We start from the raw sequence: 21,848 nt of genomic DNA, 5'->3' as shown, positions 1-21,848 counted from the left end.
TAAATATTCAAGAACCAACCAATAAACAAAAACCAATAAATAAAGTTTATCTTTCAATTTTAGTTTAGATTTTAGTTAATAAAGGTTTCCTAAATATAAATAACATTAATAAGAAATAAAATAGGTAGCTTATTGCATGAGCAATTACAGCTCCTTTTATTTCAAACTTATCAATAAAATAGATACTGAAAAAATAAACGGCAGATACATAAAATAATTCACCAAATAAATACCAAAACAACATCTTTTTAGCTTGCATTTGATAAGCAATAGCAAATGATACTATTTTAAAAAAATCCCCAATGAGTTGCCATAAAAACAGTTCTTGAACAGGAAGAAATTCTTGAGTAAGAGTAATTCTAACAATCCAATATCTAAAAAAATAAATAACAATAAAGCCTAGTACAACAAATGGTAAAATAGCTTTATAAAACTGCATAACTAAACTTTTAAACCCTTTGTCTGTTTGATTTTGAGACAATTTTGGTAATAGATATAACGAAAAAAGACTCATTATAAACATTAAATAGTATTGTGATATTTTTATCATAGCTTCCCAATAACCAGCCTCTTTAAGCCCTACATTATCAATAATATAATTCTTTACAAGAACATGAACTACAGGTATTGTTAAAGCAGTAAATATTGCCATAATAATAAATGAAGACAAGCCTCCCAAGTACTTTTTTGAAAAATTTGAAATGGAAATACTGGTAAAAATCATTTTGATTTCCTTAATCCAAAAAAACGTTATGAAAATCAAAACTGAAGGCATAGCTATAATGGCCACAATAGCACCTTCCAAGTTATACAAATAAAGTAAAAGAACTACTACTATAATATTTAAAATATAGCCGATAGTATTAATGAGAATAATACTTTTGTACTTCCCTAGACCATTAATAATCGATAAAATAAATGTATTTATAGTATACAATGGGATCGCATAAGCCAATATTTTAATTGCGTAAGCGTACTCTCTTATTCCGAAAACCCATACACTAAAATAGTTTGAAAAGCTAATTAAAGCTAATGAGGCTATTATGGTAAATGCAATTACTAAAAAAAAAGAAGTGGAAATAATTTTTTTTAATATCACACTATTATTTTTACTCTCAGCTGTATATTTTATTAGACCACTTTGAATGCCACTTACTGAAATTCCTTGACAACTAACTAAAAAACTTCTCAAGTTACCTGTAAGTGCCATTCCCTGAGGAAATAAAAAATATGCAATAGCTTTTGACAGAAAAAATCCTGATACCAATCTCACAAAAACACTCAAAGAGTTAAATGATGCTACTTTTAACAACACATTCTTTTTGTAAAGTTGTTTTATTTTTTCTAGCATTTACAATGTAGATTATCAATAAAAAGATTTCTTATTAATATTGGGAAACTATTTCTTTTCATTTTCTATACCAAAAAGCGAACTACCAAATATCAGTAAAATAATACCATAATACATCACATAGCTTACAAAATGCGCAACAACGGCGCCTTTAACACCGTCGAACAAATCGATAAAATATATACTTGTTGTATATAACGTTATTATTAAAAAGGCTTCGGTTAAAATATAATGCCAAAACATTTTTTTTGCTAAAAACTGATATGCAATAACAATGGACAAAATCTTAACGAAATCACCTAACAGTTGCCACAAAAATAAATCTTCAACAGGTTCGAACTCATTGGAAAAAATTATTGATACTATAAAGGATTTCAATAAATATATAATAAACAAACCAATAGCTAAAACTGGTATAATCGTTTTATAAAAGCTAAATACCTCTTTCTTAAATTCTTTAGCATCATCAATCTCAGAAAACCTAGGCAAAATATATAATGCAATTAACGAACTAACCAGCATTAGGTAATACTTGGATATTCTTGTCATAGCTTCCCAAAAACCAGCATCTTTATAACCAATGTTATCTATAATGTATGACCTAATAGCAATAGCAACGAAAGGCAGAAAAACAGCAGTAAAAAGAGCCATTAACGAATACGAACTCATTCTTTTAAAAAAACTAAAATCTACCCTATTAACACGTATAAGAGGCACCAAACTACGCCTATTAATAATACCAACCAAAGTGATTAAAAATATTAATGCCTCTGCAATAACAACTGACACCAAAGCACCATCGATCTTATTTTGGTAAATTAAAAGTAAAGCTATAGAAACACTTAATACTTGTCCAATGATATTGATAATAATAAGAATTTTATACTTCGAAAAACCGTTCATTATAGAAAATGAAAACATGTTTAAAGCATAAAAAGGCAATACTATAGCAAATATTTGAATAACATAAGTATAGTTATTATAGACAGGAAAGATAATATTATTGATTAATTCTGCATTAAAATAACAGAAAAAAGACACTAAAATAGTTGATATGAATGCGATATAGAATATGGTCGATACTGCCTTACTTAATTCTAGAACATCATCCTTAAATTTTGAGATATTTTTTACAGCCCCTTTGTAAAAACCAACTACTGCAATCGTTTGAAAAGAGCTAACAAAATTTTGCAAATTTCCTATTAACGCCAACCCTACAGGTCCAATAAAAACGGCAATAGCTTTAGAAGTTAATATCCCTGCTATTATTCTTGTTAATACAGAAGCTGTTTGTAACGAAGTAATTTTAACTAAAACCTTACTATTTATATAATCAATTAACCTTTTCAATTAAGTATGAATTTTTTAGTAAATAAAATTACTTAAAATTGAATACATGACCTGTAAACGCTAAAAAAAACATATTATTCTACTATGCTTTTATAACGGGGGTCAAATATACAAAATCATTTAACTTTTCTTTCTTTTTAAGCTAAAGTTGTAAGAATTTATCAGATGCTACAAATCATAAGTCAGGTTTCATTTTTTTTCTGCAATAAGTAATATAAATTAATACAAAATATAGCCGTATTGGTTATTATAATTGGCATTGAAACTGGATTTAACAAAATGCCATAAAACACAAATAGTAAACATCCTAAGGAGTTTACTATTCGCAGTTTACTAACCGATTTCATCAAGAATGAGATTAAAACAGTAGCCATAGCAGCATATCCAACCCATTCAACACCAGAAATTCCAAAGAATTCCATCTTATATCGTTTTGTTTCGTTTACGTTCTACTTCTGTTAAATAGATTTTACGTAAACGCAAGTGATTTGGTGTTACCTCTACGTATTCATCTTTTTGAATGTATTCTAAAGCCTCTTCTAATGAAAACTTAATTGCGGGTACAATTTTCGCCTTATCATCTGCTCCAGCCGAACGTACATTACTAAGTTTTTTAGTTTTTGTCACGTTTACCGTCATATCGTCACCGCGAGAATTTTCTCCAATAACCTGACCTTCGTAAATATCTTCTCCTGGATCTATAAAAAACTTACCTCTTTCTTGTAGTTTATCAATAGAATAAGGAATTGCCTGACCTTTTTCCATTGATACCAAAGAACCATTTTGTCGTTCTGGAATCCCTCCTTTTAACGGCTGATATTCTTTAAAGCGATGTGCCATAATAGCCTCGCCAGCAGTAGCCGTTAATAATTGGTTTCGCAATCCTATAATACCTCTGGATGGCACTACAAATTCACACACCATACGGTCTCCTTTAGCTTCCATGCTTAGCATTTCCCCTTTACGTAATGTTACCATTTCAATAGCTTTACCTGAAACCTCTTCTGGTAAATCAATAGTCATTTCTTCTACTGGCTCGCATTTAACACCATCAATTTCTTTAATAATAACTTGAGGCTGTCCAATTTGTAATTCGTAGCCTTCTCGACGCATCGTTTCTATTAAAACAGATAAATGTAGGACACCACGACCAAATACCATAAACTTATCTGCACTATCAGTTTCTTCAACACGAAGTGCCAGATTCTTTTCAAGTTCTTTTGTCAAACGTTCTTTAATGTGGCGGGAGGTTACATATTTTCCATCTTTTCCAAAAAAAGGCGAATCGTTAATAGTAAATAACATGCTCATGGTTGGCTCATCAATAGCAATAGTCTTTAAACCTTCAGGCGACTCCCAATCTGCAACCGTATCACCAATCTCAAAACCTTCCAATCCAACTATAGCGCAAATATCTCCTGCTTGTATTTCTTCTACTTTTTTACGTCCTAAGCCTTCAAAAACATGTAGTTCTTTAATTTTAGACTTAACAATACTTCCATCACGCTTAACCAAAGATATATTTTGTCCAACTTTTAATTCACCACGCGTTAAACGGCCTATAGCTATTCTTCCTGTAAAAGAAGAAAAATCTAAAGACGTAATTAACATTTGGGTGGTACCTTCTTCAATTTTTGGTTCTGGAATGTGGTTTATAACCATATCCAATAATGGTTCAATATTTTCTGTTTCTTTTTGCCAATCATCACTCATCCAATTATTCTTTGCAGAACCATAAACCGTTGGAAAATCCAACTGCCATTCTTCTGCTCCCAATTCGAACATCAAGTCAAAAACTTTTTCATGTACCTCATCAGGCGTACAATTTTCTTTGTCAACCTTATTCACAACCACACACGGCTTTAAACCTAAATCAATTGCTTTTTGCAATACAAAACGTGTTTGTGGCATAGGTCCCTCAAAGGCATCTACCAATAATAAAACACCATCAGCCATATTTAGCACACGCTCTACTTCACCTCCAAAATCGGCGTGACCAGGTGTATCAATAATATTAATCTTTGTGTCTTTATAGATTACAGAAACGTTTTTAGAAGTAATTGTAATACCTCTTTCACGCTCCAAATCATTATTATCAAGAATTAAATCGCCTGTATTTTCATTCTCACGAAATAACTGACAATGGTACATAATCTTATCAACCAAAGTAGTTTTACCATGATCTACGTGAGCAATAATTGCAATATTTTTAATCTTAGTCATAATAGTGCCTTATTTTAAGCGTGCAAAGGTAACCATAAATAATGTATAAATTATGGAATATTATTTTTTTGAATATTCCTTCTTTGTAAAATACAAAAAAAAGAAAGGCTTTTACTTTATCTTTCTCGTTATTAAACTGTTAAAAACATTAAACTAGAATGGCTCAATATTTTAACATAAACACTTAAAAATGTTTTCAATTCTATTTAAAAAGATACACCTATTAATTCAGCATTAATAGTATCTTTGTATTATAATTTCTCTGAAAAAATTTATGGCGCTTCAAGATATACCAAAAATAAAACATAAAAATTCAAACAATTTTTTCTTGCTCTGTGGTCCGTGCGCCATTGAGGGAGAGGATATGGCACTACGTATTGCCGAAAAAGTAGTTGCTATTACTAACAAGCTAGAAATCCCTTATATTTTTAAAGGTAGCTTTAAAAAAGCAAATCGTAGTAGAATTGATAGTTTTACAGGAATTGGTGATGAGAAAGCATTAAAAATCCTTAAAAAAGTTTCAGATACTTTTGGTATCCCAACAGTTACAGATATTCATGAAATTTCTGATGCAACCCTAGCCGCTCATTATGTTGATGTATTACAAATTCCGGCTTTCTTAGTTCGCCAAACAGATTTGGTCATTGCGGCGGCAAAAACTGGTAAAGTAGTCAACTTAAAAAAAGGGCAATTTATGAGTCCAGAAGCCATGAAACATGCAGTACAGAAAGTTAAAGATTCTGGAAGTGACAAAGCATGGATAACAGATAGGGGGACTATGTTTGGTTATCAAGACATGATCGTAGATTTTCGAGGGATACCAACCATGCGTCAATATGCTCCAACCATTTTAGATGTTACACATTCTTTACAACAACCTAATCAAAGTGCTGGTGTAACAGGTGGAAGACCAGACATGATTGAAACTATAGCCAGGGCTGGCGTTGTTAATAATGTTGATGGTCTATTTATCGAAACTCATTACGACCCTGCCAATGCCAAAAGTGACGGTGCCAATATGCTACATCTGGATAATTTAGAAAAGTTACTCACCAACCTAGTTACCATCAGAAAAACGGTTCAATCACTCTAGTTTTTTAAGGAATAGATTTATTCCTAAAAAAACTTTTTCTCCAAATCAATCAAAAGCATTTAATGAATATCAAATCATTTAAGCTTATAGCAAAAATAGTTGTAAGCTCTTTCGTATCACAGTACAGTTTCTCTCAAAAAACCAGTACCAATACCACAAATAATTCTCAAAAATATACAGCCTCCAATAAAGGTAAATTTTTTATTAGCTGGGGAGGCAATAGGGAATCTTTTTCAAGATCGGATATTAGGTTTAAAGGTACCAATTATGATTTTACCATTAGAGATGCGTCTGCTAAAGACAAGCCAAAAGGGTGGCATATCGACTATTTTAAACCAACAAAAATTACGATTCCACAAACTAATTTAAAAATTGGTTATTTTATCTCAGATAAGTACGCCATTTCGTTTGGTATGGACCATATGAAATATGTAATGAACGACAATAGAAATAAAATTATTGACGGTTACATTAATTTACCCAACAATGAATTAGGCAGCCAATACAATGGAAATTATGATAATGAAGTTTTTTTTGTATCTGAAGATTTCTTATTGTTTGAACACACAGATGGTTTAAACTATGTTTATACTGAATTTTCGAGATTTGATGATGTTTCTTCCATATTCAACATCCAAAACACCGACAAATTCCAACTAAATATTACTGAGGGACTAGGTGCTGGAATCTTATACCCGAAAACAAACGCGACGCTACTTCAAAAAGATAGGTACGATGAGTTTCATGTAGCTGGTTATGGACTATCTCTTAACGCTGGGCTGAATATGACGTTTTTCAAACACTTTTTTATACAATTAGACTTAAGAGGAGGTTATATAAATATGCCTGATATACGAACAACCAGTAACACTGCGGAAAGTGCATCACAACATTTCTTTTACTTGCAGCGTGTTATTTCTTTTGGTGGTGTTTTTAGAATTTGAAATCGTTTAAATAAACCAAGCCTTTTTACTTTTGCTCAACGAGTTTGAAGCCTCATGTAATAATTCAATAAAATTTTCATGATCTAGATCCTCAATGGTTCTTAGTTGAATAGACCGCACTTGTTTACGTTTATTATCATTCTTTAAAATAGGAAATTGCTTTTCCAACAGAACACCTTGTACAAAAGCAACATCCACATAATCTTTACCTTTTAAAATATTTAAATAAATCATGGGTTTCTTTCCAATATTATAAAACGGAATTTTATAACTATACCGCTCATCTACTTCTGGAAGTGTATTTAATATAACACTTCTAACATAAAGCATAATGGATTGGTAAGGCTCTTTTTGATTAAAAAAATATGCGTCTACAGGTTTCAATATTCAAAACGGTTTAGATTTATAAATATCAAACTTAACAAAATTTTATGATGCCCAATTGAAAAATATTTATTTACTTTGTATTTCAAAGTACTTTTATATGGAATCAAAAGATTATTTAAAAGACATAAGCGAGATAAAAGATTTAATGAATAAATCCTCTCGTTTTATATCACTTAGTGGTTTATCGGGAATATTAGCAGGAATTTATGCCCTCATTGGAGCAGCCATTGCCTATTGGCTGGTTGTAGAATATAGTAGTGGCACATTAGTATTGAATGGTAAAATATTTAGGTTGGTGATGTTAGACTTATTTTTAATTGCATTTTTAAGCGTAGTTACTGGAATTATTTTAACAACAAGAAAGGCAAAAAAAAATGGCGCCAATATGTGGGATAGCTCATCGAGACGTCTAGTAGTAAATTTTTTAATTCCGTTAATAGCTGGTGGTATCTATATATTAATTATACTAGGACAGCAAAAATATGGGCAAACAGGGGCTTTAATGTTATTATTTTATGGACTCGCTCTAGTAAATGCTTCTAAATACAGTATTGGAGATATTCGTTATTTAGGTTTTATACAAATTATTTTAGGTTTAATTTGCGCTTGGATTCCTGGATATGGGTTTTGGCTTTGGGTATTGGGATTTGGAGTTATGCATATTGTTTATGGTACTTGGATGTACTTTAAATATGATATTAAAAAGTAAATAGTCGCAGTTTTCAGTAACTTAGAAATTTTAAAAGGAAGATTCCTATTTTCTTAGGAAGTAAAATGAGTATCATTACCAACATAAACAAAGTATTTGATCATAGAATTAGATTAGGCATCATGTCTATTTTAATGGTGAATGAATATGCCGATTTTAATATGCTGAAAGAATTACTAGGAGCTACAGATGGTAACTTAGCAAGCCATACTAAAGCTCTTGAAAAAGCGGCATACATAAAAGTTGAGAAGCAATTTATAGGCCGAAAACCAAATACACGTTATAGTACTACCAAATTAGGAGAGGCCGAATTTAAAAAACACATTAATGCCCTTGAAAAATTAATTAATAAGCAATAGTTTCCTGCTTTTGCAGGAATGACAATAATAAAAGTAAATTTTTTTAATTATTTACTTTGAATTTCAAAGTACTTTAAATATGGATTTGAGAAAAAAACTTATAGCATGGTTATTTGAAATATCTAAAAAGATTTATACAAATCTTTTTAAGAGCTGTGAACCTTGGAGAGTTGACAAAAAACAATTGCTAAACTATCCCAAAGACTCTTTTGGAAAACATCTCGGATTATTTCTAAATGAAAATAATTTTGAATTGATCCCAAAAGTTGAAAGACATGATGCTTATCATACCCTAACGGGTTACGGTATTGAAGTTGAAGACGAAATTGCCTTACAATACTTATGTTATGGAAACGGTAAAAGAAGTCTATACCTCTGTGGAGTCATTATATTAGGCACCATTATTCTACCTGATTATTACAAATATTACTATAAATCGTACTGTATTGGAAAAAGTGCTAATTCATTTCATCATTTTGATTATAAAGAATTACTAATGATTTCTATACATGATTTAAGACAGGTTATATTCTCGAAATCACAAATTAACACATTAATAAAAAATTTAAAATGGACATAAACGTATTTAAAACTTCATACAAAATTGCGTTAATATCATTTAGTATAGGAACTTTTATATTTCTATTACAAATAATAAACATGGGCATAAATAGCGTGACAATGATTGGCTATTACTATGTTGGATTAGCCATAATAGTTAATTCTTTAACCTTAATTATCCTATTGTCTGCATTGTTCTTAAATAAAAACAAAATTGAGATAATAAAATCGATAGGCATCATACTTTTCAACATCCCAATCGCTTTTCTGTACTACCAAATAGTAATTCATAATTTAATATAAAATGAAAAATATACCTTTATTGATCGGAGCCCTTTTGTTCAGTATACTTTTTTACCAACAAAATTTTGGTCTAAACCTCAGTTTATTTTGTTTGCTAACAATTGGTATACTTACAATCTATAACAAAGATTTATTCAAGAAAAAAAGTACGATCATATTTAGCATCGTATTTATAACAACTGCAATCACAATATTTTTTCACAAATCCAGCCTAACGATAATTGCGTATGTAGTCGCTTTTTTAACACTCATAGGAAATATATCCCAACAAGGTTCATCTATTTACATAAATTGGCTAAACGGACTTTACGCCTCTATTGCAGGATTCTTTCACCGAAACTTTAATACAACTGAAAAAGGTGAAAAAACAGTACCAAAGCAAAAAACCGATTACCCGCATTTAATTAAAATAATAGGTGTTCCGTTAATTACAGTTATCATTTTTATAAGTCTATACAAAAATGGAAACCCCATGTTCAACGAATTGATTTCTAAAATCGACTTCCGTTTTATTAATGTCCAATGGGTATTAGTCTCCGTTCTTGGTTATTATTTGTTAAGTAATATTTCTAAACCCGTACGAGTTGACCCAGCAACTACTCATGACTTAAATATTGAAAATTCTTTAGGCACAAAAGGAGACATTGTAGAAGAAAAGCTCAAAAAAGAAAATCAACTAGGATTTATTTTAATTACACTTCTAAATATACTCCTTGTCTTTTTTATTATTACCGATATTGTTTATCTAATTTCTACCAACGATTTAAGAGCTTCTGCCTTTTCAAATCAAGTTCATAATGGCATTAACACCTTAATTACCTCTATTGTTATTGCAATTATAATTATACTATACTTTTTCAGAGGAAATTTAAACTTTTATAAGGACAATAAAAACCTTAAAACTGTCACGTATACCTGGATAGTGCTTAATCTGATACTCATAATAAATATTGCAATAAAAGATTGTCAATACATCTATTATTTTGGATTTACATATAAGCGAATAGGTGTTTTAATTTATTTATTACTTGCAATAATAGGTTTGTTTACCACATCAATTAAAGTCAAGCAAATTAAAAATTTCTGGTATTTATTTAGAGTCAATACGTTAACGGCCTTTACTATATTAATAATATCAAGTATCATTAACTGGGATAATTACATTACTTACTACAACCTAAATCATGCAAAATCTATGGATTTTAATTATCTATTAGAGTTGTCAGACAATAACACATTTCTTCTTAAAAACTATGCAGATCGAAATAACTTAACAGATGAAAAGAAATCTTTAATTGAGGAAAAATATAAAGCCTATATAATTGAATTAGAAAGCAAAAACTGGCAAGAAATACAATACAATAATTGGAAATTAAATTAAAGGCTCATGAACATTTCTTCAGCTATTTCAAAATCAACCCTTTTAGCTACTTGTACATTTTGGATATTTATTATCTCCAAAGATTTTCAGAGTGACATGATACCCTTTGTTTTTTTATCAATAATTCCAATTTTTCTTTGTTGTGCTTTCACCATCCTGTTTACAATTATGCCTTTTTTTTGGTTTAAAAGAGATGGATTGAGTAATAGAAGCGTTTTTAAAAAATATTTTCCTTTTTATGCTATAACAAGTTTTAGCTTATGCCTTTATGGAGCAATTAAACTTTCATTTGCTATTAGCTTTTTTATTTCGGCATTTTTCACCGCAATGCAATCGTGGGTATGGCTAGCAAAAGACAATCAATAATAGATTAATTAACATGAAATATTTAAAAAAAATCACACTCTTAATAACACTACCAATTATTTACACAATAATTATAAATGTTTGGATAGTAAACCAAGCTAAAAATGCTACTTATAATGATATATCAATAATTCCAAAGAATAAAGTCGGACTCGTTTTGGGTGCAAGTAAATTTGTATCGAACGGTAATATAAACCTATATTATAAATATAGACTGGAAGCTGCCTATCAACTTTACAAATCGGAAAAAATAGAATTCATTTTAATTAGTGGAGATAATGGGAGAAAGAGTTATGACGAACCTACCGATTTCAAAAATGATCTAATAAAAAAAGGAGTTCCCGAAAACAAAATATTCTTGGACTATGCTGGATTTAGGACATTAGACTCGGTAGTAAGAGCAAAAGAAATATTTGGGCTAAATTCTGTAACAATCATATCTCAAAAATTTCATAACGAACGTGCCATATATCTAGCCAAAAACCTAAAAATCAATGCCATTGGATTTAATGCTAAAAATATAAACGGACGATATGGCATAAAAACAAATTTAAGAGAATATATAGCTAAAGCTAAAGCATCAATTGATGTTATTTTTAACGTACGACCTAAGTTTTTAGGTGAAAAAATCGAAATAAAATGACACTTAAATTCAATAAAACATATTCGATAATTACATTAATATTATTAGCAACAGAAATATTAATTGCTATCTATTTTAAACACGGCTTTATACGTTACACTTTTGGTGATTATTTGGTAGTCATACTGCTTTATTGCTTTGCTAAAAGTTTTATCAACACAACACCTCTTATCGTTGCGATTCCTGTTTTAATTTGCGCTTATATTATAGAGTTCTTACAATTAATAAACATATTGAGCATGTTAAACTTAAACAACAACCATTTATTAAAACTTATCCTTGGCAGTACATTCCAAATTTCAGATTTGGTTGCTTATAGTTTAGGCATTCTTTCTGTTTTAATTATTGAATATGTCCTAACCTTATCTGGTCTCAAAAAAACAAACAACATATGAATTCTATCAAAGCACTTATTATCAATCGGTTTAAAATCTTTTATTTATTAAGTATTTCAATGATACTAAGTATTGTATTACTTATGATAAGAATGAAATTAACACATTCCTATTTCTACTTATTTTTGGTCTGGAATTTGTTTTTAGCTGTCATTCCTTTTGCCATCTCCACCTATTTAACAAGTATCCCGAAACTTAACAAAATAGGTTTTATAATATGGTTTAGTATTTGGTTGCTCTTTTTACCAAATGCGCCTTATATTATTACAGATTTATTACACTTAAAAATAAGCTCTAGCCATTTACTATGGCTGGATGTGCTCGTGGTAAGTTCTTTTGCTCTAAATGGATTATTGATGTTTTCGCTTTCGCTACTAGACATGGAAACCTTATTGAGTCAATATCTGAAAAGGAAAACAATACCTTTTGCGATAATATCCATACTTTTTCTCAGTGGATTTGGTGTTTATCTAGGCCGATTTTTACGTTATAACTCATGGGAAATCATACAGCATCCTTTGAACCTATTTAATGATATTTTCAATATTATTTTACATCCCAATCAACATTTAGAAGCCTGGTTATTTACCTTTCTGTTTGGTATTTTTTTAAGTATCGGATTTTGGATATTTAAGGTATTATATAAGTCTTAAAACTATTAAGCCCTATTCTTTTCTTGAATATTTCTAACAATTCTTGTTGCCATATTTCTTGTAACAAAACGCGGAATTGTGGATAAAAACTTATTAAAAACACCTGGAATTGCTACTGTTTTACCTCTTTTCATAGCATTATAGCCATACTGAGCAACATCTGTAGGACAGGCCATATTAAAACTAATTTTATTCTCCGAACAATTGCTAGAAACTGTTTGTTGAAATAATGTTTTAGTTGGTCCAGGGCAGAGAGCAGTAACAGTTACCCCTGTACCTTTTAATTCGTTCGCTATCGCTTCAGAAAAAGATAAAATATAAGATTTTGATGCATAGTACATAGACATCATGGGACCAGGTTGAAATGCAGCCAAAGATGAAATATTTAAGATTTTACCAGATTCTCTAGAGATCATAGCTGGTAAAATTAATTTTGTTAAGTGTGTTGTTGTTAAAACATGAAGGTGGAGCATTTCAGATTCACGTTTCCAATCTGTATTTGCAAATGTTCCAAATAGCCCAAAACCTGCATTATTTACCAACACATCTATTACAGGTAACTGCTTAACTTCATTATAAATCTCCTGAGCGACATCTGGCTGACTTAAATCTTTTACCAATATGGTAACCGTGTTTTTATAGGTTTTATTAAAAAACTGTTTTACCTCTTTGAGCTTAGGTGCATCAATATCAACTAAAACAAGATTATAATCATCTTTTATTAGTAAAAACGCTAATTCATATCCCAATCCCGAAGCAGCCCCAGTTACTAACGCTGTTTTACTCATCATATCATTTTAGTAATTCGAAATTACTCTTCACCATTCACGTAATCTTGCAAATAAGAGAATTTTTCTGTTAGTTTTCCATCTTTTGTTATCCTTGCTCTTTCCAAAATACCATCTGCATCATTATTAAAAAATGCTGGAATGACATGTTTAAGAAATTGTTCACCAAAACCTTCACTGGCATCTTTTGGAAGTTCACATGGTAAATTGTCTACCGCCATAACTGTTATTGCGCCTACTTCATTATAGGCAACTTCCTTTTCAGATTGCGGGTCGTAACCATAAAATGGTTCTGAAATCGTTGATGCCCTTAATGTAGAAGCCACAGGACCGTCTACATCACAACTAATATCTGCCACTAAATTTATATTGAAATTCGGTGATTTAGCATCAGCTCGTGTAAATAAATAAGGTGCTCCAGTACCATAAAAATGACCTGCTATAAAAAAATCTGTTTCTTTTGCATAGGGCATAAAGTTACTTTCGTAATTTGTCGCATCTTTATAAAATTCTTCTGTGCTACCTACTTTACCATCTTTACGCTTGCTATACTCCATAACATCCACCAAGCAGTAAACAGGTTCGGTGAATTTGGATGTTAAATATAAAGCATCGCTAACTTGCTTTATGTTTAAATGATCTAAAATTTCTTTAGCTCCACGTGCTACTTTTCCAGTCCCAGAGAGTAATATTTTAATATTTGGTAGTTCAATTTTATCCAGCTCAGTCTTCATAGCATTTAAATCTGTCAAGGTTTCAGCTTTTGGTAATTGAAATAGCCCATCTCTCAAACCCAAAGCCCTAAACCCGTTATAGGCACCTACCAACCCCGCATAATAGCCAAAACCTATTAAACGAAATCCATTACTCCCAACAATAGTTTCATGGTCATACAGTTCTATATTTTTTTCTAAAATAGCTTTTAAAAGCTCCCTGTTATAGGGTTGCTTTTTTATAGTATGGGAAAAGAAAAAGTATTTTTTATTAGGGATTAGATTTTCAATTGGTACTTCTTTTACACCAATCATCACATCACAGTCATCAATATTGTTTACTACCTCAAATCCTTCTGCCTTATATTGTTCATCAGAAAACACACGAATATCACTAGATTCAACTTTAAAAGTCACTTTAGTAAATTCTTTTTGGGCTTCAGCTAGCTTTAGCGGAGAAAATACCACACGCCTATCTGGTGGTGTTTTACGCTCTTTTATAATAGCAAACTGGATATTCATTTGGTTATTTGGTTTAGTTGGTCAAATGTTCTAGCAATACTAATTATTACTAATACAAGTAGTTAATTAAATACTGGAATAATTTTTGCACGAAAATAAGAGGATTTGCATGGTTATACAAACTTTTTGATACCTTTGCTGTCTGCATTAAGGGTTAAGGCGTTAAACACCTTGATATGAGAGACAATTCATAATTTGAAACAATTAGGATAACAAACATTTCTCAATACGATTTTTATTTCAATTATATTTGATATGACAGAAAATCACCCGAAATGACAAATTAATTAAGGGGTCGACTGGTTTTGACAGCGAGATTAATTGAACGGTAAGCACGTCGTGTAATGACATTGAAACACGTTAAAGGCTAGGTCAACTTTTAAACGGCGAAAATAATTACGCTTTAGCTGCATAATCTGAATTATAGTAAGATTAGCCTAGGCACACAAGGTGTGCAAGCTTTATGTCTCCAGAAAGCCTTTGTTAACGGCGTTCTATTTTGAGGCATCGTAAATGTTAACATAGATTGGGTAGTGCTTTGATGCCCTTTTGAAACTAAAAAAGATAAGTTATAAGTAGGTTGTCTTTAACCAGCTTATAATCGAAAATCCAAGAAAAGAATAAGCGTGTAGAAAGCTCTTTGATTACTTGTTTGGACGAGAGTTCGATTCTCTCCGACTCCACTAAAACCCTTATTTTTTAAGGGTTTTTCAGGTTATAGGGAAAATTAAAGGGAATAATAAACCAATATTAACCTTTTTTCTTCTCATCCACATAAACAAAATAATAGGCTAAAAGAGTGGGGACGCCTATTTATAAAGCTCCCCTACATACGTTTTAAGGAAGTAAAAAATTCCTTCCTTATATCATAAAAATATTTTGAACGTAAGGAAATTGAACTACCAGAAAAATATAAAAGGGAAAAAGTAGTTTTCTTGTATAGATCGTATGATTATTAAAATACTCTATTCCATAGCATCAGAAAATAATTGGTAATTTGTTGCTATAAACGATTGTGATTGCTCTGCTTGAATTGATAAACATTAAAACATCTTTTATTTGAGGCGTTATGTGCATAACTCTAACAAAATGAAGTGAACGAATTTGAAGCCATAAAAAATTACTACAGACCGATTCAGCCAACCGTAAGTGCTGAAAACGAAGAAATAGTTTACCGAGAAGTTCGGCCAAATGTAGACATAGAGAATTATGTGTACTGCTTTTGGCAGCTGAAAACACAAAACAAACTTAACCAGCCTTTTATTTACCGGGTGGTTTCAGATGGCTGTATCGACATATTTTTTAACCACAACCAACCTTCCGAAAATTTTGTGATGGGATTTTGTAGAAAGTATACAGAGTTTCCTATTGGCAAATCGTTCGACTATATCGGAATTCGGTTTTTGCCTTCTGCCCTTCCACATTTACTTGGAATAAACGCCAAAATCTTGAGTAATCGATCACAAGAACTTAAGCATATTTTACCTGAACTTTCAAACTGGATGGCTTCAGAAATCAAACCATCAGAATCGTTTAAAAAGATAACACAGCGCTTAAACAAAAAATTAACGGACTTAACTATAAACTATAATTTTCAATTAGATCATCGTTTTTTCAACGCTTTAAACCTTATTTTTCAAAAAAACGGGTTTTTGGATACCGAGAAGGAATTGAATACAGGTTTAAGCTCTCGACAACTTCGTAGGATTTTTAATTTCTATATTGGAACTACTGCAAAAACTTTTAGCAATGTTGTGCGTTTTCAGCACATACTAAATGCCAAGCCATCAAAACAAAGCTTAAAAGAGAACAAATTATACTTTGACGTTGGATTCTTTGACCAAGCACATTTTATTAAAAGTTTCAAGACATTCTATGGGGTAACACCTTCAGAAGCCTTCTATTAGACTTTGTCCGATTTTTACAATTCCTGCCAAATATCCTATCCTAATTTTGTTTTATTAAAATATTAAAGATGAGAACATTATTATTAACTGCATTTGTTTTAACAATTGGACTATCAAATGCGCAAACGAATAACAAAATGAAATTAAACGCAGGTATAATCACAGATAAACTGGCTGAAACCAAAGAGTTTTATACTAATGTATTAGGGTTTGACATAAGCTTTGAAAACGATTTCTATCTTTTGATGCACACTCCAAACAAATCGGCAGAAATTAGCTTTTTACAACCGAACCACCCAAGCCAAAAGCCAATCTTTCAACACCCCTTTAACGGAAAAGGTGTTTATTTGACCATTGAAGTGGCAAAAGTGGACAAGGTTTATAAACAACTTAAAGACAAAGGAATTGAAATTGAAATTGAAATCAGAAACGAACCTTGGGGAGATAGGCATTTCGCTATTGTTGACCCAAATGGAATTGGAATTGATATTGTGACTTATACTGAACCCAAAGAATAACACGCTATGCCTATATATATTAGGCATAGGCTAAAAAAATCCAGTAGATCCTCTTATAGATTCTTCGGTATCGTAAATTTGTGATGGCAATGCTTTTCTAGAGGGCTATTGGGAGATGAAATTCCAGAAGCATTAGATTTTTCAAAAAAAAAAATCCATTTGCTTTAGTTTGCAATAGTTTAGTAGATTAAGAGTATAGAGACGTGTTAAAATAAACTAAATGAACAGCAAAAGTTACTAACAACAAGCATAGGTTATTACATAATAAGCCTTGAATACCAACTAAGGTTCATGTTATGAAAATTTTACTTTGTTTTAAGCAACAAACTGTCCAATTTACCAGTAACCTCTTTATGTTTTAAGCGTTCTTCAAGTGATTTTATAGCGCTCCAGCTCAAATACCTTCCCAAAGGTAAAATTGGTCTGAACTTTTTCTCTTCATCAAAATTTAAAGACACCTTTTTTACAGGGATATAGGTACGTTTAGACTCAATTTTAAAGTCATCGCCGTAAGCATTTATAATCTCGTTTGGGTGCGCAAATGTTGCATTTAAGATCATTTTTGCAGGTGTAATCAGTTGGCTTGAATAGTTTACTTTTTTATGATCATCATCGCCTTCATATGGATTATTGGTAATAAATAGATGCTTGATACGGTATTTACCTTTCAAATCTTCATGATTTGCTAATTCTTTTAATAAAGCAGTCTCTAGCCTTTTGGTGACTACACCTCCAATATTATCATAATAACCCGCATCTCCATATTGCCCCAATCCAGTTATACGAGCTGTAGGGCTTATATATGGAAATCTTGCGTTAAGCAACATGGCTGTAGACCTTTTAACCATGGTATCTTTTTTAGGATAATTTGTAATTATATCTTTAAAAATGGCCATGTTACCAATATCTTTTTCAGTCTTTACTGAACTCATAATATTAAGATTTCCAAATTGCGCATCAGTAGTATTAGTAACAAGAATTGGTATCATGAAACCGTTTTCTTTTTTTGGCATGATAGTCAAATAAGGTTCACTTAAAAGGTCTTTACCAAAAGCTTTATTAAACGATTTCTCCCATTCGATTTCCAACAACTTACCGCGATCCTTAAAATCTAAAAAACCAACAATACTTTGTAATAAATCCCTCCCTAAAAGACTTGCTACAGATACAGATAGATAGTCTTCATTATAAAATTCACTGGCTTTATATTTAAAACCAAGCGTTTTAGCTTTATAAGTATTGAGCAGAAAATTAGTTTTATCATACTGATCTCTTTTATCAAATGCATGGGCATAAAATATATTATTGCCTACATTACCCCCAGAAGCTCCAGTTATTGAAAATAAATATTTATTAAAATAATCTTCACTTTTCTCATACAGGTAACTATGCACCAATAACGACCACAAACCTGCTCTCGAGCCTCCTCCTTCGGCAGATACTAAAATAATCGGAAACTTAGCCTCGGTATGACATTTTAATATATCTTCTTTTCTATCTTCAACCCATAGTTTTACATATGAATCAATATCTAATCTTGAATTTGGAGAAATAGCTGTTGGTACTTCACTTACTTCATAGTGTTGGAAATTATTTCTATTAGCATTAATTATTGTTAATACGATCCCAACTATAATGCAAGAAGTCAAAACAGGCAGTTTACTTATATGCCCTAAGAGCCTTAAAACATTGAATATAGAGAAGATCCCTATTAAACAAATCATTGTGACTACTAACGGCGTTACTTTTTTTAGTACAGTTGGGTCAATATATAAAATGATATACATTATAAATATTGTGGGGATAATTATTAAAACCACAACGACACTGAGTATTTTCTTAATTTTTATGATATGTATATTATAAGAGACCGATAGTTGGTAAAAAAGAATGCCTAAAAGACTTATTGAAATAAAGAATCGTCTAGTATCTCTATAAGTCCCACCCTTATTCATAAACCCTAATGCCATAATTAATAAAAGGCAGAGAATTGCAATAACTGGAGGTAAAAAGGTATAAGATATATTTAGTTTTGTATTCGCTCTTAGCCATCTCATTATATCTGGATGCAAGATTAAAAGAAAAACGCCAAGTATGATTAGTAACCACCAATTACCTAAAAAGAAAATGGGTTTACTGTAAATTTGCTCGTAAGTGTTATTTACTGAGAATGCAATAATCATGATTAAATATGTACTCAATAATTTAGGAAACATACGATGTATATATCCTTTTTTTGATTCCCAAAAACTAGCTTTTACTAATGTTTTGGGCCGACTTTCTTCTTGAACGGCAATTTCTTTTTCATCTTGGGGCACCACCTTTTGTACCACCGTCTTAAATCTGCTACTTTTAGCAGCTGTATCTATATTGTGAAACGGTTTTATTTGTCGTTTTTTATTTATGTCTTTAAAATAAGATTGAATATTGCTTACTATCAACGCAAATACAATTATTGAAGCAAAAAACAAAGTGATTACCAAAAAGTCGTTAGGCACTTGGATAATCACTAAAATAAGATCATTGATTTGTGGAACAAACCAAAATAATATGTAGATAATAATGACAAAAGTTAATGATAAACTATGGACTTTAACAACCTCAAATAAATCTGACAGATAGTCTTTGATTGTATATTTAGATTTTGACATAAGCAACTAATAATAAACTTTATAAACTAAATATCACTGACAAATGGGTGGTTGATTTACATAAAATTATTAGCTAAACCCTACCCATAACTTTAGTTCTTATTCTTTAGCAGTTTCAGGCTTTTTGGGCTTAAACCGATTGACAAACGATGTTAAATTAGTAGCATACCCTACCATAATTTGTGGGAAGACCCCATTTGTGTCTGTATTGAAGTAACTCCCCAGTTTAGCATAAATACCTCCTTTAGATTTTTCAGGGTTTACTAGCCAATAAAAATTTGCTTCAATATTTATAAGGTTAAAGGGCATTATAAAATGATCTTTACCAACATCTTGTATAATGTCTCCTTTAAAGTTTCGGCTACTTATAGACGGTATATCTGAATAATTTAAATCTTCAATACTAAAAGTAACATCGGCTCCAAAATTAGATTGTGGACGAATTTCAAAGTTTAAAAAGGGACCATGACTTACAGACAAAAGCTGGCGTTCAGTAACAGTATCTTCTACATTAGGCTGCGTTTCTGTATAACGCAGACCAGTTCTGTAAAATGCTGCATTATAACCTAAAGAAATATAGGTAAACCAACCTTTAGCTTCATGAGAAATGACATCGAGAGCAAACTTTCCATATAAATTATTTTTCTTTAACAAGTCGAAATTACTAAAGGCTTCATCATCTTTGATGTCAATAAACCTGTTCTCATTTTGAAAGCTATTATCTAAAGCTATATTTGCAGTGGTAATAAATTGCCTTCCAAAAGACCATTTTTTAATATTTCTTAAATTAAGTGGCAATAGCAATTTGGCTTGAGCATTGAGTAGAGAATTAGAGTTATCGGTATTGAAACCCATAACATCTGAATATATAACCCCTGTGAAGAAGTCTAAAAAACGTCGTTGTACAACCTTAGCTGAAGCACCATATTTACTATCTTCCTCATTAGATAAATGAACTTGACTGTTTGCAACTGAATAGTTAAAAAATTGGTCTGCTTTGTAGTCGAAAATATCATTATAATCTACGCTGATTTCTTTTCGATAACCATTATTAGAAACAACTTTACTAAATGCTGTTACAGAGCTATTGTAATTATTAAAATATCTAAGAGGAACGCTAAAATCTGAATTAACGAAAATAAGCGTTTCTGTAACGCCTCCATCATTAATTTCAGCTTCTATATATATTGAAGAAGCTTTATTATTAAAGAACTGAACTAAGGCATTCTTTATTTTTAATGAACCTTGACCTTTTTTTCTAATTTCGTTATAGTGTTTACATTTATATTGATCAATTCTATTTTGTTCTTGCTTTAATGATAAATTATTATAAAGTTTTTTAGCATCATTAAACTTTTTCACCTCAGTGTCTGATGAAAAAGTCGTATAATCCTTCTTAGCTAAATTTGACAAATAAGAAAAATTTTTCGTTGAAATAACATTATTAAATACCGCACCGTCTGTTTCGCTTAAAGAATTTCTTATATCCTTAATCCTTTGACTTTCCAAATCTTCTTTATGTTCTTTTTTAAGCTCATAGGTAATAACGGTGTAAGGAATTTTAGTTGAGCTATTTAAAAGCAATTCTGCAGAATACTGATCTTTTTCTTCATCAATAGTCTTAAGTAGGTTTTCAACTTCGGTACGCTGTGCCTCTGCTTTTTTAGTTTCAGCCGCTTGTATTTTTGTTTTAAGCTCTGCTATTTGGTCTTTATCAGTCTGCGATACTGAAGCTATAACCAATGCACTGTCCATATTTGTTTTAATAACTTGTAGTACATCATTTACTAATAGCTTGGGAGCTATGTCTATAACATAATCTCTTGTTGTGTAACAATTTGTATTATCACAAATTTGCAATGTAAATTGAGTGCTACTGGATTTTAAATTGACGCCATAAACCACATTATTAACGGCAATATTATCCAATAAAGTAAAGTCGTTTTCTTGCTGGTCTTGGGATTGACACCAATTTGTACATAGTAAAGTGAATGCAAATACAATTTTTAAATATTTCATATTATAGGTTGA

20 protein-coding genes and 1 other RNA gene are annotated in these 21,848 nt (G+C 30.9%); 12 read left to right on the top strand and 9 right to left on the bottom strand.

Going from position 1 to position 21,848, the window contains the following annotated elements:
- Positions 1-64: 64 nt before the first annotated feature.
- From HHX25_RS10890 to typA, 4 genes are all read right to left on the bottom strand, one after another.
- A complete protein-coding gene (locus HHX25_RS10890) occupies positions 65-1,351 on the bottom strand; it encodes an O-antigen translocase (protein ID WP_169673054.1) in 1,287 nt (428 codons plus the stop codon).
- Positions 1,352-1,399: 48 nt separating this feature from the next.
- Complete coding sequence (locus tag HHX25_RS10885) at positions 1,400-2,701, bottom strand: O-antigen translocase (RefSeq protein ID WP_169673052.1); 1,302 nt, start codon at positions 2,699-2,701, stop codon at positions 1,400-1,402.
- A gap of 182 nt (positions 2,702-2,883) precedes the next feature.
- Positions 2,884-3,123, bottom strand: coding sequence for a uroporphyrinogen decarboxylase (locus HHX25_RS10880; protein WP_169673050.1), 240 nt, complete (start codon positions 3,121-3,123; stop codon positions 2,884-2,886).
- A 1-nt stretch (position 3,124) separates the two neighbouring features.
- A complete protein-coding gene (gene typA, locus HHX25_RS10875; RefSeq protein ID WP_205958032.1) occupies positions 3,125-4,924 on the bottom strand; it encodes a translational GTPase TypA in 1,800 nt (599 codons plus the stop codon).
- A gap of 274 nt (positions 4,925-5,198) precedes the next feature.
- Between typA and kdsA the strand changes: the two genes are divergently transcribed.
- Both kdsA and HHX25_RS10865 read left to right on the top strand, forming a co-directional pair.
- Positions 5,199-6,017 carry a 3-deoxy-8-phosphooctulonate synthase gene (gene kdsA, locus HHX25_RS10870; protein WP_169673048.1) on the top strand — a complete coding sequence of 273 codons (819 nt, stop codon included), beginning with the start codon at positions 5,199-5,201 and terminating at the stop codon, positions 6,015-6,017.
- Between the two features lie 62 nt (positions 6,018-6,079).
- Positions 6,080-6,961 carry a hypothetical protein gene (locus HHX25_RS10865; RefSeq protein ID WP_205958031.1) on the top strand — a complete coding sequence of 294 codons (882 nt, stop codon included), beginning with the start codon at positions 6,080-6,082 and terminating at the stop codon, positions 6,959-6,961.
- 6 nt (positions 6,962-6,967) lie between these two features.
- On the opposite strand, the gene HHX25_RS10860 is transcribed toward HHX25_RS10865, so the two are convergent.
- Positions 6,968-7,345, bottom strand: coding sequence for a DUF1801 domain-containing protein (locus HHX25_RS10860; RefSeq protein ID WP_169673046.1), 378 nt, complete (start codon positions 7,343-7,345; stop codon positions 6,968-6,970).
- 100 nt (positions 7,346-7,445) lie between these two features.
- Between HHX25_RS10860 and HHX25_RS10855 the strand changes: the two genes are divergently transcribed.
- The 7 genes from HHX25_RS10855 (at position 7,446) to HHX25_RS10825 (ending at position 12,718) form a co-directional block, all read left to right on the top strand.
- The gene (locus tag HHX25_RS10855; RefSeq protein ID WP_169673044.1) at positions 7,446-8,057 is read left to right on the top strand and encodes a hypothetical protein; all 612 of its coding nucleotides are present in this window, start codon (positions 7,446-7,448) and stop codon (positions 8,055-8,057) included.
- A 65-nt stretch (positions 8,058-8,122) separates the two neighbouring features.
- The gene (locus HHX25_RS10850) at positions 8,123-8,416 is read left to right on the top strand and encodes a winged helix-turn-helix domain-containing protein (protein ID WP_169673042.1); all 294 of its coding nucleotides are present in this window, start codon (positions 8,123-8,125) and stop codon (positions 8,414-8,416) included.
- A 79-nt stretch (positions 8,417-8,495) separates the two neighbouring features.
- Positions 8,496-8,996 carry a Coq4 family protein gene (locus tag HHX25_RS10845; RefSeq protein ID WP_169673040.1) on the top strand — a complete coding sequence of 167 codons (501 nt, stop codon included), beginning with the start codon at positions 8,496-8,498 and terminating at the stop codon, positions 8,994-8,996.
- 375 nt (positions 8,997-9,371) lie between these two features.
- Positions 9,372-10,661 (top strand): DUF4153 domain-containing protein, encoded by a 1,290-nt coding sequence (locus HHX25_RS10840; RefSeq protein WP_169673038.1) that lies wholly within the window; start codon positions 9,372-9,374, stop codon positions 10,659-10,661.
- A 379-nt stretch (positions 10,662-11,040) separates the two neighbouring features.
- Positions 11,041-11,670: a SanA/YdcF family protein gene (locus tag HHX25_RS10835; protein ID WP_169673036.1), complete on the top strand. Its 630-nt coding sequence runs from the start codon at positions 11,041-11,043 to the stop codon at positions 11,668-11,670.
- Positions 11,667-12,065 carry a ribosomal maturation YjgA family protein gene (locus tag HHX25_RS10830; protein ID WP_169673034.1) on the top strand — a complete coding sequence of 133 codons (399 nt, stop codon included), beginning with the start codon at positions 11,667-11,669 and terminating at the stop codon, positions 12,063-12,065. The genes HHX25_RS10835 and HHX25_RS10830 overlap by 4 nt, the downstream gene beginning before the upstream one ends.
- Positions 12,062-12,718, top strand: coding sequence for a DUF1361 domain-containing protein (locus HHX25_RS10825; RefSeq protein ID WP_169673032.1), 657 nt, complete (start codon positions 12,062-12,064; stop codon positions 12,716-12,718). The genes HHX25_RS10830 and HHX25_RS10825 overlap by 4 nt, the downstream gene beginning before the upstream one ends.
- A 5-nt stretch (positions 12,719-12,723) precedes the next feature.
- Here the strand turns inward: HHX25_RS10825 and HHX25_RS10820 are convergent, their stop codons facing one another.
- Together HHX25_RS10820 and HHX25_RS10815 are read right to left on the bottom strand one after the other, a co-directional pair.
- Positions 12,724-13,509, bottom strand: coding sequence for an SDR family NAD(P)-dependent oxidoreductase (locus HHX25_RS10820; RefSeq protein WP_240964468.1), 786 nt, complete (start codon positions 13,507-13,509; stop codon positions 12,724-12,726).
- Positions 13,510-13,529: 20 nt separating this feature from the next.
- Complete coding sequence (locus HHX25_RS10815; protein ID WP_169673145.1) at positions 13,530-14,735, bottom strand: NAD(P)-dependent oxidoreductase; 1,206 nt, start codon at positions 14,733-14,735, stop codon at positions 13,530-13,532.
- A gap of 297 nt (positions 14,736-15,032) precedes the next feature.
- Here HHX25_RS10815 and ssrA point away from each other — a divergent pair.
- From ssrA to HHX25_RS10800, 3 genes are all read left to right on the top strand, one after another.
- Positions 15,033-15,427: a transfer-messenger RNA gene (gene ssrA, locus HHX25_RS10810) on the top strand.
- A 408-nt stretch (positions 15,428-15,835) separates the two neighbouring features.
- Complete coding sequence (locus HHX25_RS21420) at positions 15,836-16,648, top strand: AraC family transcriptional regulator (protein WP_169673030.1); 813 nt, start codon at positions 15,836-15,838, stop codon at positions 16,646-16,648.
- Positions 16,649-16,785: 137 nt separating this feature from the next.
- On the top strand, positions 16,786-17,166 hold the full coding sequence (locus HHX25_RS10800) for a VOC family protein (RefSeq protein WP_169673143.1): 381 nt from the start codon (positions 16,786-16,788) through the stop codon (positions 17,164-17,166).
- Positions 17,167-17,471: 305 nt separating this feature from the next.
- Here the strand turns inward: HHX25_RS10800 and HHX25_RS10795 are convergent, their stop codons facing one another.
- Both HHX25_RS10795 and HHX25_RS10790 read right to left on the bottom strand, forming a co-directional pair.
- Entirely contained in the window at positions 17,472-19,817 is a 2,346-nt protein-coding gene (locus tag HHX25_RS10795; RefSeq protein ID WP_169673028.1) for a hypothetical protein, read from the bottom strand.
- 99 nt (positions 19,818-19,916) lie between these two features.
- Entirely contained in the window at positions 19,917-21,836 is a 1,920-nt protein-coding gene (locus tag HHX25_RS10790) for a hypothetical protein (protein ID WP_169673027.1), read from the bottom strand.
- Positions 21,837-21,848 lie beyond the last annotated feature (12 nt).

Origin of the sequence: Flavivirga algicola (assembly GCF_012910715.1) — a bacterium.
In the GTDB taxonomy this organism is placed as follows: domain Bacteria; phylum Bacteroidota; class Bacteroidia; order Flavobacteriales; family Flavobacteriaceae; genus Flavivirga; species Flavivirga algicola.
The sequence above is the reverse complement of the archived record's forward strand: the minus strand, read 5'-3'. Positions and strand labels throughout refer to the sequence as shown.